The sequence below is a fragment of the Pseudoflavonifractor sp. An184 genome, assembly GCF_002160305.1.
Classification (GTDB): Bacteria; Bacillota; Clostridia; order Oscillospirales; family Oscillospiraceae; genus Lawsonibacter; species Lawsonibacter pullicola.
Genome location: NZ_NFKI01000036.1, coordinates 18,293 through 34,198 on the forward strand (window position 1 = coordinate 18,293; position 15,906 = coordinate 34,198).

At 64.9% G+C, this 15,906-nt stretch carries 17 protein-coding genes; 7 read left to right on the forward strand and 10 right to left on the reverse strand.

The features are described 5' to 3' along the window. The first annotated feature begins 272 nt into the window (after positions 1 to 272). Both B5F19_RS11745 and B5F19_RS11750 read left to right on the forward strand, forming a co-directional pair. Entirely contained in the window at positions 273 to 956 is a 684-nt protein-coding gene (locus tag B5F19_RS11745; RefSeq protein WP_087290677.1) for a response regulator transcription factor, read from the forward strand. Continuing rightward, the gene (locus B5F19_RS11750) at positions 953 to 1,984 is read left to right on the forward strand and encodes a HAMP domain-containing sensor histidine kinase (protein ID WP_087290679.1); all 1,032 of its coding nucleotides are present in this window, start codon (positions 953 to 955) and stop codon (positions 1,982 to 1,984) included. The genes B5F19_RS11745 and B5F19_RS11750 overlap by 4 nt, the downstream gene beginning before the upstream one ends. Before the next feature lie 315 nt (positions 1,985 to 2,299). Here B5F19_RS11750 and B5F19_RS11755 read toward each other — a convergent pair whose 3' ends face one another. Continuing rightward, a complete protein-coding gene (locus B5F19_RS11755; RefSeq protein WP_242972800.1) occupies positions 2,300 to 2,848 on the reverse strand; it encodes an XRE family transcriptional regulator in 549 nt (182 codons plus the stop codon). A 120-nt stretch (positions 2,849 to 2,968) separates the two neighbouring features. Here B5F19_RS11755 and B5F19_RS11760 point away from each other — a divergent pair, with 120 nt between their 5' ends. After that, entirely contained in the window at positions 2,969 to 3,550 is a 582-nt protein-coding gene (locus tag B5F19_RS11760; RefSeq protein WP_087290681.1) for a LysE family transporter, read from the forward strand. A 1-nt stretch (position 3,551) separates the two neighbouring features. On the opposite strand, the gene B5F19_RS11765 is transcribed toward B5F19_RS11760, so the two are convergent. Next, entirely contained in the window at positions 3,552 to 4,241 is a 690-nt protein-coding gene (locus B5F19_RS11765; RefSeq protein WP_087290683.1) for an anaerobic ribonucleoside-triphosphate reductase activating protein, read from the reverse strand. Positions 4,242 to 4,415: 174 nt separating this feature from the next. On the opposite strand from B5F19_RS11765, the gene lspA reads away from it, so the two are divergent. Both lspA and B5F19_RS11775 read left to right on the forward strand, forming a co-directional pair. After that, entirely contained in the window at positions 4,416 to 4,907 is a 492-nt protein-coding gene (gene lspA, locus B5F19_RS11770) for a signal peptidase II (RefSeq protein ID WP_087290685.1), read from the forward strand. Then, positions 4,904 to 5,821, forward strand: coding sequence for an RluA family pseudouridine synthase (locus B5F19_RS11775; RefSeq protein ID WP_087290686.1), 918 nt, complete (start codon positions 4,904 to 4,906; stop codon positions 5,819 to 5,821). Before lspA ends, B5F19_RS11775 begins: the two co-directional genes overlap by 4 nt. 260 nt (positions 5,822 to 6,081) lie before the next feature. Here the strand turns inward: B5F19_RS11775 and atpC are convergent, their stop codons facing one another. The 8 genes from atpC to B5F19_RS11815 all read right to left on the reverse strand — a co-directional run bounded on the left by atpC (position 6,082) and on the right by B5F19_RS11815 (position 13,133). After that, positions 6,082 to 6,522 (reverse strand): ATP synthase F1 subunit epsilon, encoded by a 441-nt coding sequence (atpC, locus tag B5F19_RS11780; protein ID WP_087290688.1) that lies wholly within the window; start codon positions 6,520 to 6,522, stop codon positions 6,082 to 6,084. Continuing rightward, entirely contained in the window at positions 6,523 to 7,926 is a 1,404-nt protein-coding gene (gene atpD, locus B5F19_RS11785; protein WP_087290690.1) for a F0F1 ATP synthase subunit beta, read from the reverse strand. Between the two features lie 17 nt (positions 7,927 to 7,943). Beyond that, the gene (atpG, locus tag B5F19_RS11790; protein ID WP_087290692.1) at positions 7,944 to 8,831 is read right to left on the reverse strand and encodes an ATP synthase F1 subunit gamma; all 888 of its coding nucleotides are present in this window, start codon (positions 8,829 to 8,831) and stop codon (positions 7,944 to 7,946) included. 784 nt (positions 8,832 to 9,615) lie between these two features. Then, positions 9,616 to 11,130: a F0F1 ATP synthase subunit alpha gene (gene atpA, locus B5F19_RS11795; RefSeq protein ID WP_087290694.1), complete on the reverse strand. Its 1,515-nt coding sequence runs from the start codon at positions 11,128 to 11,130 to the stop codon at positions 9,616 to 9,618. Then, positions 11,127 to 11,651 (reverse strand): ATP synthase F1 subunit delta, encoded by a 525-nt coding sequence (atpH, locus tag B5F19_RS11800; RefSeq protein WP_087290696.1) that lies wholly within the window; start codon positions 11,649 to 11,651, stop codon positions 11,127 to 11,129. Before atpH ends, atpA begins: the two co-directional genes overlap by 4 nt. Continuing rightward, positions 11,651 to 12,136 carry a F0F1 ATP synthase subunit B gene (gene atpF, locus B5F19_RS11805; protein ID WP_087290698.1) on the reverse strand — a complete coding sequence of 162 codons (486 nt, stop codon included), beginning with the start codon at positions 12,134 to 12,136 and terminating at the stop codon, positions 11,651 to 11,653. The genes atpH and atpF overlap by 1 nt, the downstream gene beginning before the upstream one ends. Positions 12,137 to 12,167: 31 nt before the next feature. Beyond that, positions 12,168 to 12,383 (reverse strand): ATP synthase F0 subunit C, encoded by a 216-nt coding sequence (atpE, locus tag B5F19_RS11810; protein ID WP_087290700.1) that lies wholly within the window; start codon positions 12,381 to 12,383, stop codon positions 12,168 to 12,170. Positions 12,384 to 12,443: 60 nt separating this feature from the next. After that, entirely contained in the window at positions 12,444 to 13,133 is a 690-nt protein-coding gene (locus tag B5F19_RS11815) for a F0F1 ATP synthase subunit A (RefSeq protein ID WP_087290702.1), read from the reverse strand. Positions 13,134 to 13,364: 231 nt separating this feature from the next. On the opposite strand from B5F19_RS11815, the gene B5F19_RS11820 reads away from it, so the two are divergent. Next, on the forward strand, positions 13,365 to 15,008 hold the full coding sequence (locus B5F19_RS11820) for a sensor histidine kinase (protein WP_087290704.1): 1,644 nt from the start codon (positions 13,365 to 13,367) through the stop codon (positions 15,006 to 15,008). A gap of 18 nt (positions 15,009 to 15,026) precedes the next feature. After that, positions 15,027 to 15,707: a response regulator gene (locus tag B5F19_RS11825; protein ID WP_087290706.1), complete on the forward strand. Its 681-nt coding sequence runs from the start codon at positions 15,027 to 15,029 to the stop codon at positions 15,705 to 15,707. The last annotated feature ends 199 nt before the right edge of the window (positions 15,708 to 15,906 follow it).

Consider the following 15,906-nt stretch of genomic DNA (forward strand, 5'->3'; position numbering starts at 1 on the left):
ACCCCCCGCCCCGATTCGGAGAGAACGCTGGAATTTTCCGGCGCTCGGCCTCTGATTTTGGGGAAGATTACAGAGGGCGGCGGCAGGGAAGTTTACGCTGGGTTTACCCGGCGAGGCTATTCTGAATCAAAAGAGATACGCTCCTTTGACGGGGGAGCGTTTGCGGCGGTATAATACTCACGACGTTGCCTGTATACAATAACTCCGGCCCGGGAAATTTGCCCAGAAGGGATTTGAATGCGCCGCCCTGGCCGGGAGAAAGGAGGAGCGGCATGGCGACTATTTTGCTGGTGGAGGACGACGCCTCCATGCGGCTGCTCACCACCGCCAAGCTGAAACACCGGTTTACCATGGTCTGCGCCCGGGACGGGGTGGAGGCTCTGGAGGTGTTGGAGCACCGCATGGTGGATCTGATCATTTCAGATGTGATGATGCCCCGGATGGACGGCTATACCCTGGTGAAAACGCTGCGGGAGCGGGGCAATCAGATCCCAGTCCTGCTCCTCACCGCAAAGCAGTCCTTCGAGGACAAGCGGGAGGGGTTTTCTTCGGGAATTGACGACTACATGACCAAGCCGGTAAATTATGAGGAGCTTATCTGGCGCCTGGACGCCCTTCTGCGCCGGGCCCACATTGCCAGCGAGCAGAAAATCGTGGTAGGGCGTGTGGTGCTGGACTCCAGCACCTACACAGTGCGCCGGGAAGAGAAGATCCTGGAACTGCCCAGGAAGGAGTTTGAGCTGCTCTACAAGCTGCTGTCCTACCCGGGACAGATCTTCACCCGCAATCAGCTGCTGGACGGCGTCTGGGGCTATGATTCGGAGAGCGGGGAGGACACAGTGAAAACCCACATCAGCCGCCTGCGCAACAAGCTGCGGGACGTCCCGGAGTTCCGCATCGTCACCATCAAGGGCCTGGGGTATAAGGCGGAAATCACCAAGGAGGAAGGCGCATGAACAAGAGAAAACGGGGACATAACCGCACGCTGGGATTCTGGCTGGCGCTGGAGTCCATCGTGGTGACTCTGGCCGCCGTGGCCCCCTTTGCCCTGCTCCACCTGGTGAACCGCTTTTACTGGCTCCGGGCCTCCACGGTGCTGGCCCTGGGGATGTTGGTCATCATGGGCAGCGTGGTGGGCATTACCGCCACCCTGTTCAGCCGCCGGTTCAACCAGATGGTCTCCGGCCTGACCCGGGGGCTGCGGGCGGTGGCCGACGGGGATTTCTCCCAGCGGCTGGAGCCGGAGGAGGGCGGCCCGCTTCAGCCCGCCTATGAGGATTTCAATAAGATGTCCATGGAGCTCCAGAGCATCCAGACTCTGCGCGCCGACTTCATCAACCACTTCTCCCACGAGTTCAAGACCCCCATCACCGCCATCAAGGGCTTTGCCGAGCTGCTCCGGGAGCCGGACACCACCCCCGAGGAGCGGGAGCAGTACCTCCAGATCATTCTGGACGAGTCCTCCCGCCTGGCCGACCTGGCCAACAGCACCCTGCTGCTCACCAAGCTGGAGTCCCAGCAGTGCATCGCGGAGAAGCGCCCCTACTCTCTGGACGAGCAGATCAAGCGGTGCGCCATCCTCCTCTCCCCCGCCTGGGAGAAAAAGCGGATATCTTTCACCGCCAACCTGGAGCCGGCGGAGTACGCGGGCAATGAGGAGCTGATGCGCCATGTGTGGATCAACCTGCTGAACAACGCGGTAAAATACACCCCCGAGGGGGGGGAGATCACCGTCACTCTCCAGGCCCGGCCGGAGGAGCTGACGGTCTCGGTGGCCGACACCGGCATCGGCATGTCGGAGGAGGTCCGGGCCCATATCTTCGACAAATATTACCAGGGAAATCCCAACGGCAGCGGGCGGGGACTGGGTCTGGGCCTGTCCATCGTCCAGCGGATCGTGGAGCTGTGCGGAGGCCAGATCCAGGTGGACAGCGTGGAGGACCAGGGGAGCACCTTTACCGTCCGGCTGCCCCGGGCGGGGTAGCGCCCGGCGGGACACGGCCTCAGAACGAGAAAAACGGGGACAGGTCATGGACCTGTCCCCGCAGGCTGTCGGAAAAGGCCAAGGACTTTTCCGACAGCCTGCAAAAATGCCGTTACTTTTGCGCCGGTGTTCGGCGCAAAAGTCCTCGCTGCGCTCGCTGAACGCCTTGCCATGCAAGGCATTCAGGGCATTCGATCCCACTCGAGGCGGGCTGCCGCCCCCTCGAGCTCCCCCGCCAACACTCGGGCGGATTCGTCTGAACAGAGGTTTTTCGACAAGCTGACGGGGACAGGTCATGGACCTGTCCCCGTTTTGTCACACGGGATCGTAGTAGATGAGCATACTCAGCTGGACCGGCTCCTCCCCGGCGTTGGCGTAGCGGTGGGGCTGGTCCGCCGGGAAGCGGATGGAGTCCCCGGCGTTCAGGCGGTGGACCTCCTCCCCCGCGCCGATCTCCGCCGTCCCCTGAAAGACGGTGATATACTCCTCCGTCCCACGCATGTGGGGCTGGGCCTCCAGATGCCCCTGGGGCTCGATGACGATGCGGTAGGTCTCAAACAGCCGCCGCTCGTCAAAGGGAAAGGCGGGGTAGTTGCGGTAGCGCCCCCCGTCCTCCTCCAGAGGCGCGCCGCACCGGAGGACGGACACCCCCTCGCTCTGGGGCTCCACCAGGGAGGTGAAGGAGACCTTGAAGCCGTTGGCGATTTTCCACACCACAGAGATGGTGGGGTTGACCTCCCCCTTCTCAATCTGGGCCAGCATGCTCCGGGACACCCCGGTGAGCTCCGCCGCCCCGTCCAGGGTCAGCTTCTTCCGCTCCCGGGCGGCCCGGACGTTTTGGGCGATGACGTCGTTGACATTCAAGAGATGCAGTCCCTCCCATTGACAATATAATATCACAAGAGTACAATATAAAAGAAATCCGAGATATTGGATTTTTCATCTGCTATATTGTATCATTCCCGGAACAGGAGGTCAAGCGACATGTTTCCCTGGTACTCCTTCCTCACCTACGCGGTGATCACCGCCGCTACCCCGGGTCCCAACAACATTATGTCCATGTCCAACGCCGGCCGGCTGGGCTTCCGGCGGGCCCTGCCCTTCAACCTGGGCATCTGGGTGGGATTTACCATTGTGATGGCGCTGTGCACCCTGTTCTGCACTGCTCTGTCCGCCCTGATCCCCGCCATCCGGCTGCCCATGCTGGTGCTGGGGGCGGCCTATATGCTCTATCTGGCCTGGGGCACCTTCCGCAGCTCCGGCGCGATCCAGGAGGCACACGCCCGGGAGGGGTTCCGGTCCGGCCTGCTCCTCCAGTTCATCAACCCCAAAATTTACCTCTACGGCGTCATGTCCATGGAGGCCTACATCCTCCCCTACTATGGCGGACAGCCGGCTGTATTGCTGTTTTTTGCCCTGCTGCTGGCCTTCATCGGGTTTGTATTCACCCTGGCCTGGGCGGCCTTCGGGTCGGTGTTCCGCCTTCTGTTCTCCCGGCACGCCCGGGCGGTGAACACGGTCATGGCCCTGCTGCTGGTGTACTGCGCCGTCTCCCTGTTTTTGTGAGCTACACCCCCCGCAGCTCCACCTGCTGCACATAGGGGCGGACCAGGTCCGCGAAGCCCTCCAGCGTCTCCCCGTCCCAGGGGTGGAGGCCCTCTTGGAGCACCGTGTCCCGGTCCACAAAGCTCTGGAGGAAGTACCGCTTCGCCCCGGCGATCCAGGGGCCGATGGCCCGGAAACTGTCCGCGTCGTGGAACTCCCGCACCACCGTGGTGCGGAATTCATAGTCCACCGTCCCCTGGAGGAGAAAGGACACGCTCTCCCGGAAGGGGGCCAGGTCCAGGCCGGGCGTCCCCGCCGTCTCCCCGTACCGCCCGGGACTGTTCTTCACGTCCATGGCCACATAGTCCACCAGCCCCCGCTCCGCCAGGGCCCGCAGCCGGGCGGGGCGGCCGCCGTTGGTGTCCAGCTTCACCGGATAGCCCAGCTCTTTGATCTGGGAGAGCAGCTCCGGCAGGTCCGGTCGGAGCAGGGGCTCCCCGCCCGTGACGCACACCCCGTCCAGCAGGCCCCGGCGCTTGCGCAGAAAGGCCAGCAATTCTTCGCTGTCCAGCCCGGCCGGCATGGGCCCCAGCACCAGTCCCCCGTTGTGGCAGAAGGGACAGCGCAGGTCGCACCCCCCCAGAAACACGGTACACGCCACCCTGCCGGGATAGTCCAGCAGGGTCATTTTTTGCAGGCCCTGGATGTCCATGGCTCTCTCCTCCTATGATCGGCGTTTTTCTCCCATTGTAGAGGCGGGGAGGCCGGCTGTCAACGGGAGCGGGAAGGGAGACATGAAAATCCATGAAATTTCCCCGTTGTTCCCGGCGGCGGGACATGGTAAAATAAAACATACATTTTCCACGGACACAAAGGAGACCGTTCCATGTTATATGCCATTCTTGCGGCCGTTCTGGTGGCCCTGGACCAGCTGGTGAAGTATCTGGTGGTCCAGAATATCCCCCTGGGAGAGCACGTGCCCTTTCTGCCCTGCATTCTGGACCTGACCTACGTCCAGAACACCGGGGCCGCCTTCTCCCTGTTCTCCGACCACACCTGGATTCTCGCCCTCATCTCCCTGGTGATGTCGGTGCTGCTGGCCATCGCGGTGTGGAAGCCCCTGTTCCGCCACCCCTTCGGCCGGACGGCCCTGGCCCTGCTGCTGGCGGGGGCGGTGGGCAACCTCATCGACCGGGCCCTCCAGGGCTATGTGGTGGACATGTTCCACGTGCTGTTCATGGAGTTCGCCGTGTTCAACGTGGCCGACATCTGCGTGGTGGTGGGGGGCTTCGCCGCGGTGATCTACTACCTGTTCTTCTATGAGAAGCTGGAGGGCAGGCCCAAGGATTCCGGCGCCGCCCAGGGGGAGCAGGCGTGACCCCCCTCATCCTCACCCCGGAGGCGGGGGGCGAGCGGCTGGACGCCTTTCTGGCCCGCAGTGTGGAGGGGCTCACCCGCTCCGCCGCCCAGCGGCTGCTGGAGGAGGGGGCGGTGACCAGCGGAGGCCGTCCCCTGAAAAAGAGCGAAAAGACCGCCCCCGGGCAGGTCGTTGAGGTGGTCCTCCCGGAGCCGGAGCCGGTGGACGTCCTCCCCCAGAACATCCCTCTGGACGTGGTGTACGAGGACAGCGATGTGATCGTGGTGAACAAACCGGTGGGCATGGTGGTCCACCCCGCCCCCGGCCACCCGGACGGGACCCTGGTCAACGCCCTGCTCTACCACTGCGGCAATACACTCTCCGGAATCAACGGGGAGCTGCGGCCGGGCATCGTCCACCGCATCGACCGGGACACCTCCGGCCTCATCATCGCGGCGAAAAACGACAGGGCCCACCTGGCCCTGGCGGAGCAGCTCCAGGACCACTCCCTGGCCCGGGTGTACGAGGCGGTGGCGGTGGGCAGCTTCCGGGAGGACTCGGGCACGGTGGACGCCCCCATCGGCCGCCACCCGGTGGACCGGAAGAAGATGGCCGTGGAGCCCCGGAACGGGCGGCCGGCGGTGACCCACTGGAGGGTTTTGGCCCGATACTCGGGCTGCACCCATGTGGAGTGCCGCCTGGAGACCGGCCGCACCCACCAGATCCGGGTCCATCTGGCCTCCATCGGCCACCCCCTCCTGGGGGACACGGTGTACGGCAGCAAAAAGCCCTACCCCGGCCTGGCCGGCCAGTGTTTACACGCCCGAAGACTGATTTTCCGGCATCCGAGGACCGGGGAGCGGGTGGAGCTGGAGTGCCCCCTCCCCGACTGGTTCCAGGGGGTGCTGGACAAGCTGGAGCGGATATCTCGATAACTCGATAAACACAACAGCTACGTAGAACAGAATCTGGTTGAGTCTGGGCGGGGGAGCTCGAGGGGGCAGCCGCCCGCCTCGAATGGGATCGAATGCCCCGGGAGCCTTGCTGTGCAAGGCTTCCGGCACGCGGAGCGCGGACTTTTGCGCCGCTGTGCGGCGCAAAAGTAATGGCATTTTTGCAGTCTGTCGGAAAAGTCCCCAGACTTTTCCGACAGACTGAGCGGCGCGGAACTTGTTGTTCCGCGCCGCTGTTTTGTTTATTTTGGATTTCTCCGCCGGGCCGCTTTCAGCCGGGCCATGGCCCGGGCCAGGGCGGCCTTGGAGTTGTAATAGTCCCGTATACTCAGCTTCTGCTTGAGGCGCTCCTCCGCCCGCTCCCGGGCGGCCTCGGCCCGCTTCAGATCGATGTCCTCGGGGCGCTCGGCGGCGGACACCAGGACCATCACCCGGTCGGGCATGATCTCGGTGAGCCCCTGGCCCACCACCGCGTAAGTCCACTCCCCGCTCTGACGGAACCGCAGCTCCCCGGGGACCACGGCGGTGGCGATGGGCTCATGGCCCGCCTCCACGCCAAGGGAGCCATCCAGGGCGGGGAGGACCAGGGCCTCCGCCTCCCCGATGAAGAACTGCTTATCCGGGGTGACGATCTCCAGGTGGAAGGTCTTCTTGGCCCTCTGGGCCTGTGCCGCTTCCGCCACTTAGATCACCCCCATGTCCCGGGCCTTCTTGCGCACCTCGTCCACATCGCCGGTCATGCTGAAGGCGGCCTCGGGCAGGTGGTCCAATTCGCCCCCCAGGATGGCCTCGAAGGAGCGCAGGGTGTCCTCCAGCTTCACGAAGCGGCCCTCCAGGCCGGTGAAGGTCTGAGCCACGGAGAAGGGCTGGGAGAAGAACTGCTGCACCCGGCGGGCCCGCTCCACCGCCTGCTTGTCGTCCTCGCTGAGCTCCTCCATGCCCAGGATGGCGATGATGTCCTGGAGCTCCCGGTAGCGCTGCAAGAGCTCCTGCACCGCCCGGGCGATCTTGTAGTGGCGCTCCCCCACCACGTCGGGCTCCAGAATCCGGGAGGTGGACTCCAGGGGGTCCACGGCGGGGTAGATGCCCTGCTCCACGATCTTCCGGGACAGCACGGTGGTGGCGTCCAGGTGGGTGAAGGTGGTGGCGGGGGCGGGGTCGGTGAGGTCGTCGGCGGGGACGTACACCGCCTGCACCGAGGTGATGGCCCCGCTCTTGGTGGAGGTGATGCGCTCCTGGAGGGCGCCCATCTCGTTGGCCAGGGTGGGCTGATAGCCCACGGCGGAGGGCATGCGGCCCATGAGGGCGGACACCTCGCTGCCCGCCTGGACATAGCGGAAGATGTTGTCGATGAACAGCAGCACGTCCTGGTGCTCCTGGTCCCGGAAGTACTCGGCCATGGTCAGCCCGGTGAGGGCCACCCGCATGCGGGCCCCGGGGGACTCGTTCATCTGGCCGAACACCAGGGCGGTCTTGGAGATGACGCCGGACTCTGTCATCTCCCGCCACAGGTCGCTGCCCTCCCGGGTGCGCTCCCCCACGCCGGTGAAGATGGAGTAGCCGCCGTGCTGGGTGGCGATGTTGTGGATGAGCTCCTGGATGAGCACCGTCTTGCCCACCCCGGCGCCGCCGAACAGGCCGATCTTGCCGCCCCGGGCGTAGGGGGCCAGCAGGTCGATGACCTTGATGCCCGTCTCAAACAGGTCCACCACGGGGCGCTGGTCGGCAAAGCTGGGGGGCTGGCGGTGGATGGACCACCGCTCCTGGGCGTCCACATTCCCCTTGCCGTCAATGGGGTCCCCCAGCACGTTGAACATGCGGCCCAGCACCTTCTCACCCACGGGGACGGAGATGGGGCCGCCCATGGAGCGGACTTCCATCCCCCGGCCGATGCCCTCGCTGGGGGAGAGCATGAAGCAGCGCACCGTATCCCGGCCCACGTGCTGGGCCACCTCCATGACCCGGCGCTGGCCGCCGGCCTCCAGCCACAGGGCGTCCTGGATGGAGGGGAGCTCCCCCTGGGGGAACTGTACGTCAATGACGGGGCCCTGTACCTGGGCCACCGTCCCTTTGCATTCCTTTGACATGGTTACCACACCTTTCCTCAGCGCCGGGCGTTCTGGGCGCCGCCGGCGATCTCGGTGATCTCCTGGGTGATGGCCGCCTGGCGGGCCCGGTTATAGGTGAGGGACAGCTTTTTGAGCATATCCCGGGCGTTGTCGCTGGCCGACTCCATGGCGGTCATCCGGGCGCTCTGCTCGGAGGAGAACGCCTCCACCAGGGCCCCGAACACCATCCCCCGCACATAGCCGCTGGGCACGATGGCGTCCAGTACCGCCTCCGGGGAGGGGAGATAGGTCACCGGGGGCAGCAGGGGGCCGCCCTTGGGGGGCTCCCAGGGGAAATTCTCCCGCACCAGAGGGAGGAGGGTCTGCTCCCGCACCTCCAGGCGCAGGGCGGAGACCATCTCCGTGTAGAGAATGCGCACCTCGTCCAGCTCCCGGTCCAGGAACTGCTGTACCAGCTCGTCGCTGATGTCCCGGGCCCGGGACATGGTGGGGTTCTGGACCACATAGGAGAAGTCCTCCTCAAAGGGGATGTTCCGCTCCTGGAAGTAGGCCCGGCCCACCAGGCCCACCACGAACAGCTTGGGGCGGGCCGTCTCCCGGAGACGGCGCTCCGCCAGCTTGAGCACGTTGTGGTTGTACGCCCCCGCCAGCCCCTTGTCGCCGCTGAGGACCACATAGCCCACCTTCCGCTCCTCCGCCGGGATCTCCGGCCGCCGGTCCAGAAAGTGGTGGCTCAGCTCCGGGGAGCGGTGGAGAATGTCCGCGATGGTGGTGTGCATCTTGGTGAAATAGGGGGCCGCCTGCTCCAGCCGTGCCTTGGCCTTGCGCAGGTTGGAGGAGGCGATCAGATACATGGCGTTGGTGATTTTTAAGGTCTGCTCCACGCTTTTCATGCGGGTGCGGATCTCCTTGGTACTGGCCATGGGGACTTCCTCCTCTCCAAAATGATGGTCTCTGCTTTTTATAGTGGGTTCGCCCTTCGGGGCGAGTTCCTTTTCCCCGTGGAAAAGGAACCAAAAGACGCCAGGGGGAATTTACAGGGGAGAACTTCGGCGTACCGCCTTGTTCTCCATGCTAAATTCCCCCTAGGACCCCCATTACGGGGGTTACCCCTTGGGGTGGGCAAAACATTTCCGGCGCGCAAAATCTGAGTGAGTGTCTGAATTCCCGCCGGGCCACTGGGCCCTGGGTTTTTGGAAAATTGGAGTTGGTGCGATTCCACAACCGCGCCTGGCGTTGCCGAACCAACGCTCCCGGTCTGTTTTCCGCCGTAGGGCGGCCTTTGGCCGCCTGCGGGCCGGTCTGGGACCGGCCCCTACGGAAAGACCGGATAGTTCCCGTATTCTGTGGGGACGGCACACTGGGCCGCCCGCCGATTCTCTGAACCGCACTTGAGCCCAATCCACGTAAAAGGCGCGCTTTCAACCAGGAGAAGTGCCACCCAAAGGTTACCGGCCTCTCAGCGGCAGCGGTGATAGACCGGAAACCAATCCCATGTCCACCCGCGCCTTTGCGATGATTGCCGGCCTCCCGCATTGGAGGCCCCCATAAAATGGGGTCCAGGGGCGGCGAATATGAGCGCGAAGCGCTCATCCTGAGCCGCGCCCTGGTGCCTCTTTGGTTTCTTTCTGGGCACCCAGAAAGAAACTCGCCCCGCAGGGCGAAACCCTGCCCCCCAAGCTTTCGAAAATGCATCCCCGCAAAAAATCAATTCCCCGGCAGCTTCTCCTTCTTATAATCCGCCAGCGCCGCGCGGATGGTCTCCACTGCCACGCCGGACAGGTTGCCGGTGGACTGGATCTCCTCCATGAGCTCCACATACTGGTGCTCCATGCGGTCCACGAACTGGACCGCGAAGTCCCGCACCTGCTCCGCCGGCACCTCGTCCAGCAGGCCGTTGGTGCCGATGTACAGCAGCACCGCCTGGCGGCTCACCGGCATGGGCTGGTAGAGGGGCTGCTTGAGCAGCTCCAGCAGCCGCTTGCCGTGGTCCAGGGTCTTCTGGGTGGCCGGGTCCAGGTCGGAGGAGAACTGAGTAAAAATCTCCAGCTCCCGGAACCGGGCCAGGTCGATGCGCATGGTGCCGGCGGTGCGCTTGATGGCCCGGGTCTGGGCCGCGCCGCCCACCCGGGAGACGGACAGGCCCACGTTGACGGCGGGCCGCTGTCCGGCGAAGAACAGGTCGGTCTCCAGATAGATCTGTCCGTCGGTGATGGAGATGACATTGGTGGGGATATAGGCGGAAACATCCCCCGCCTGGGTCTCGATGATGGGGATGGCGGTCATGGAGCCGCCTCCATACTCCTCCGTCAGGCGGCAGGCCCGCTCCAAGAGGCGGGAGTGGAGGTAGAACACATCGCCGGGGTAGGCCTCCCGGCCGGGGGACCGCTTGAGCAGCAGGGACAATGCCCGGTAGGCCACCGCGTGCTTGCTCAGGTCGTCATAGACGATGAGCACGTCCCTCCCCTGCTCCATGAAGTACTCCCCCATGGCCGCCCCGGCGTAGGGGGCGATGTACTGTAACGGAGCGGGCTCGCTGGCGGTGGCGGACAGGATGATGGAGTAGTCCATGGCCCCGTGTTTCTGGAGGGTGTCCCGCACCCGGGCCACCGAGGAGGCCTTCTGGCCGATGGCCACATAGATGCAGATCACGTCCTGCCCCTTCTGGTTCAGAATGGTGTCCACCGCGATGGCGGTCTTGCCCGTCTGACGGTCGCCGATGAGCAGCTCCCGCTGGCCCCGGCCGATGGGCACCATGGCGTCGATGGCCAGGATGCCCGTCTGCAGGGGGACAGTCACCGGCTCCCGGGTGATGACGCCGCTGGCCTCGTGCTCGATGGGGCGCCGCTGGGTGGTGTGAATGGGACCAAGGCCGTCGATGGGGCGGCCCAGGGCGTCCACCACCCGGCCCAGCATGCCCTCGCCCACGGGGACGTCGGCGGGCTGTCCGGTGCGGCGGACGGTGCTGCCCTCCCGCAGGCCGGTCTCGGCCCCCAGCAGGACGCAGCCCACCGTGTCCCGGGACAGGTCCATGACCATCCCCCGGACCCCAGTGTCGAACTCCACCAGCTCGCCGTACACCGCCCGGTCCAGGCCGTAGATGGTGGCGATGCCGTCGCCCACCTCCAGGACGGTGCCCTCCTCGGTGCGGCGGGTCTTGTTGTCGTATCCTTCAATCTCCTCCCGCAGGAGGGAGACAATCTCTTCCGGTCTCGCGTTCACAGCGCTCTCCCCTCTCCCAGCGTCCGGGCCAGGGCGTCCAAGCCGCCCCGCACGCTCTTGTCATAGGTGACCCCCTGGAGCTCCAGGCGCAGCCCCCCCAGCAGGGCGGGGTCCACCCGCATCTCCAGCTCCACCTTTTTGAGGCGGTGCAGCCGGCACAGGGTCTCCTTCAGCCGGCCCAGCTGATCTTCCGTCAGCGGCCGGGCACAGGTCACGGTTCCCAGGGCCCCGCCCTCCCGCTCCAGAGCCAGCCGCCGGGCGGCCTGGACCACCTGGGGCAGCAGGGGCAGCCGCTCCTTCTCCGCCATCAGGGTCAGAAGCCTGCCCGCCGGGCCGGGCGGGGCCACCTCGGGCAGGCGGGCCAGGACCCGCCCCTTCTCCTCCGGAGAAACGGCGGGGCTGCAGAGGGCCTCCCACAAAACAGACTCCTTCTCCAGCTGCCGGGCGCAGCGCTCCAGCTCAGTGCCGTCGCCCCCGGCCTCCAGAAAGGCCTGGGCATAGCGGTCCGCCAGCTCTCCCATCAGAGATCACCCGCCTCCCGCAAGAAATCCTCCACCAGGTCCCGGTCGCCCTCCTGGTCCATGGCGTGTCCGGACACCTTGGCCGCCGCCAGCAGGGCCAGAGCGGCCACCTGCTGCTGGGCGTCCTGGAGCATCTGACGGCGCTCGGCCTCCATCTGGGCCTGAGCGTCGGCGCGGATGCCCTGGGCGTCGGCCTGGGCGGAGGAGATGATCTGGTCATACTCCCGCTGCCCCTGCAGCTTGGCCTGGGCCACGATCTGGTCGGCCTGGCCGCGGACCTGGGCCAGCCTGGCCTCGTTCTCCTGGTCCAGGGCCGCGGCCGCCTGCTTGGCGGCCTCCGCCTGGGACAGGCCGTCCTCGATGGCCTTGGTGCGCTGCTCCATCATGGCGGTCACCGGCTTGAAGAGAAAATGGCGCATGAGCAGATAGAGCACAACCAGGTTGATCCCGGTCCACAGGACCGTCCAGGGATCAAGATTCAGCACGGCGCACGCCTCCTTTCCAACTCAGGGCCGATCAGCCCAGGATCAGGATGGCCAGGGCGGTGATGAATGCGTAAATGGCGGTGGCCTCCGCCAGGGCGCAGCCGATGAGCATACTGCTGCGGATCTGGCCGGCGGCCTCGGGCTGCCGGGCGATGGACTCGGCCGCCTTGCCGGTGGCGATGGCGATGCCGACGCCGGCGAGGGTGCTGGGGACGATAGCCACTGCGGCTGCGATTGCGCTTGTCATAATGATCTCCTCCTAAATATATTTCCTCTATTGTCAGGTCTGTCTGCTTAAATTGTGATGTTATTCCTCTTCCAGGGCTTCCCCTATGAAGATGGCGGTGAGAAATACAAATACGATGGTCTGAATGATACCGTCAAAGATGTCGAAGTACAGGCTGAAGGCCACCGGGACCACCGCCGGCGCCACCATCTTCACCAGCTCCATGACGATGAAGGCGGCCAGCACGTTGCCGAACAGCCGCATGCACAGGGACAGGGGCCGGATGGCCACCTCCATGATGTTGATGGGCAGCATCACCGGCGACGGCTTCAGGAACTGGCCGAAGCCCCCTCTCACCCCGTGGACCCGGAAGGCGGCGGTGTAGATGACCACCATGCTGCTCAGGCCCAGGGCGGCCGTCACGTTCAGGTTCTTGGTGGGGGGAACCAGTCCCACAAGGCCGATCAGGTTGGCGCAGGTGATATACAGGGCCGCCGTCCCAAGCCAGGGGGCGAAGCGCCTCCACTCCTTGCCGATGATGTCCCGGCTGAAGTTGTTGATGAGCCCCACAAACATCTCCAGCACCAGCTGCCGCCGCCCGGGGACCGGCTTCAGGTTCCGGGTGAGCAGGATGGCGGCCAGAGTGAGGGCGGCCATGATGATCCAGGACACCACCACCGACTGGGACACCGGGATTCCGCCCAAAACAGGGATGGTAAAGGCCACCGGGTTCTCCAGCTGGGCGGTCAATTCCGCTTTGACTTCCTCCAAAAGCCATCCCTCCTCTCCAGGATGATTTCCGGCCCTATCTTAGGGCGGCCGGCCGCGTTTGTATACCCTTTTGAAAGTAAAAAAAGCGGAGCCGCCGAAAAATTAACAAAATCCTTGCGCATATTTGACAGCTCTATATCCTGTCTTTATAATATATTTCGTAGACGATTACAGTAGGGAGGATTTCGCATCGAACCAGCGGCGGCGCGCCGTCTGAGAAGGGGGATTTTCATGAAGAGGCCAGCAAAACGATCCATCAGCCAGCGGATTCAATTCCTCAGCCTGTTTCTGGTGCTGAGCACCGCCCTGATGGGGATGACCACCACGCTTCTGTTCTCCCTGCGTATGGAGTACCAGTCCATGGACCGGAACCTGCTGAACTCCGCCCAGGTGCTGGCCCAGTCTCCACAGGTGGCGGATGTGCTCTCCGGCCGCAGCGGCAACGAGACCCTGACGGCATATCTGGACAGCACCATCTCCCGGGTGCAGGACATCGACGCCATTGTGGTGGCCGACCGGGAGGGGATTATTCGTTACAGCCCCGATCCCTCCTATGAAGGGACAGTGTACCCGGAGTATCAGTCTTTATCCGTTTTGAACGGGGAGAGCACCCAGGTGGACACCGGCGCCGGGGTCTCCGAGCTGGAACACCGGGCCCTGGCCTCGGTGACGGACGAGTCGGGAGAGCTGCTGGGCTTTGTCTCGGTGGGCATCGGGGTGCGCAGCGTCCACCAGACGGTCATTGACACGGTGGCCTGCTTCGCCATCCTCACCTTCCTGGCCGCCGGAGTGGGCCTGATCTTCGCCCGGCACCTGTCGGGGGCCATCAAGGACTCCCTCATGGGCTATGAGCCCGACGTGTTCCGCAAGCTCTTCCACCAGCGGGAGGACATTCTGGAGGCCCTGGACGAGGGCATTCTGGCCATCGACCGGGACTGCGTGATCACCTATATGAACGCCGCCTGCCTGGGGATGTTCGGCGCCAAGGCCGCTGAGGATGTGCTGGGCCGGCCCCTGAGGGAGATCTACCCCGCCTCCCAGCTGCCCCGCCTGCTCACCACCGGAAAGCCGGAGTACAACGTCCATCTGAAGCAGATGCCGGGCAGCCAGGAGGTCCTGGCCAACCGGATGCCCATATGGGAGGACGGGGAGATCGTGGGGGCGGTGGCGGTGTTCCGGGACCGCACCGAGGTGACCAACCTGGCCGAGGCCCTCACCGGCAGCCGCCACCTGGTGGAGGCCATGCGGGCCTATGCCCACGAATTCATCAACAAGCTCCACACCATCCTGGGCCTCATTCAGCTGGACCGGGTGGAACAGGCGGAGCAGTATATCCTGGACGTGTCGGAGGTCCACCACCAGTCGGTGAGCCGGGTGATGAACCAGATCGAGGACACGGCGGTGGCCGCCCTGCTGGTGGGCAAGGCCAGTCGGGCAGCCGAGCTGGGCATCCAGATCCAGGTGGACCCCAGAAGCTCCCTGTCCGGGGAGGAGCACATGCTGCCCTCCGGGGTGATGGTGACCATTCTGGGTAACCTGATCGAAAACGCCACCGAGTCCCTGAACAAATCCACCCGAAAGCAGAAGGAGATCCACGTATCCATTCTGGAGGAGCCGGAAGGCCTGCTGCTGTGCGTGGAGGATACCGGGCCGGGTATTCTGCCCGAGCTGCTCCCCTACATCTTTGAGCCGGGGGTTTCCACCAAGGGGGAGGCGGGACACGGTCTGGGGCTGGTCCAGATCAAGGACCTGACCGACCTGTACCACGGCCAGATCCGGGTGGAGAGCGAGCCCAAGGCCGGCACCTCCTTCTTCCTCTCCTTCCCCGCCCACCCCACACCACCTCCCCAGGGCGGAGCCCCGGGGAGCCCCTGAATAGGAGCAAGATGATATATGTATCGCACTGTTATCGTGGAGGACGACCCCATGATCGCCTCCATCAACCAGACCTTTCTGTCCCGGGACCCCCGCTTCTCCCTGGCTGCCGTCTTTCACAGCGGCCAGGAGGCCCTGGAGTGGCTGCGGAAGCGCCCGGTGGAGCTGCTGATTCTGGACGTGTACATGCCCCGTATGTCCGGCCTGGAACTGCTGCGGGAGCTGCGGGCGGAGGAGATCACCCTGGACGCGATCATGGTCACCGCCGCCAACGACAGCAAAACGGTGGACGCCCTTCTGAAGCTGGGGGTGGCGGACTACCTGGTGAAGCCCTTCACCGCTCGGCGCTTCCAGCAGGCCCTGGACACCTTCTGCCGCCAGCGGGAGGCCATCTCCGCCCACGCCAGCGTCAGCCAGGAGGACCTGGACGCCATGCTCTCCAGCGGCCGCAGCGCCGCCCCCGTCCCCAAGGGGCTGCAGCTGCGCACCCTGGCCCGGGTGCGGGAGTGCCTGGCCCAGGCGCCCCGGGAGGGCTGCACCTGTGAGGCCCTGTCCGAGCAGGTGGGGCTCTCCTCCGTCACCGTGCGCCGCTACCTCACCTACCTGGTGGGGCGGGGAGAGGCCGTCAGCCGCATCAACTACGACACCGGCGGCCGCCCCTCCCTCCTCTACCGCCTGTCCCAGACCGAGGGGACTTGAATTTCCCGTGTCCTTTCAGCGCCCGCACCGCATCCAGCGGGGCGGGCGCTTCAGCTTGTCGAAAAACCTCTGTTCAGACAAATCCGCCCAAGCGTTGGCGGGGGAGCTCGAGGGGGCGGCAGCCCGCCTCGAGTGGGATCGAATGCCCTGAATGCCTTGCAGAGCAAGGCGTTCAGCGAGCGCAGCGAGGACTTTTCCG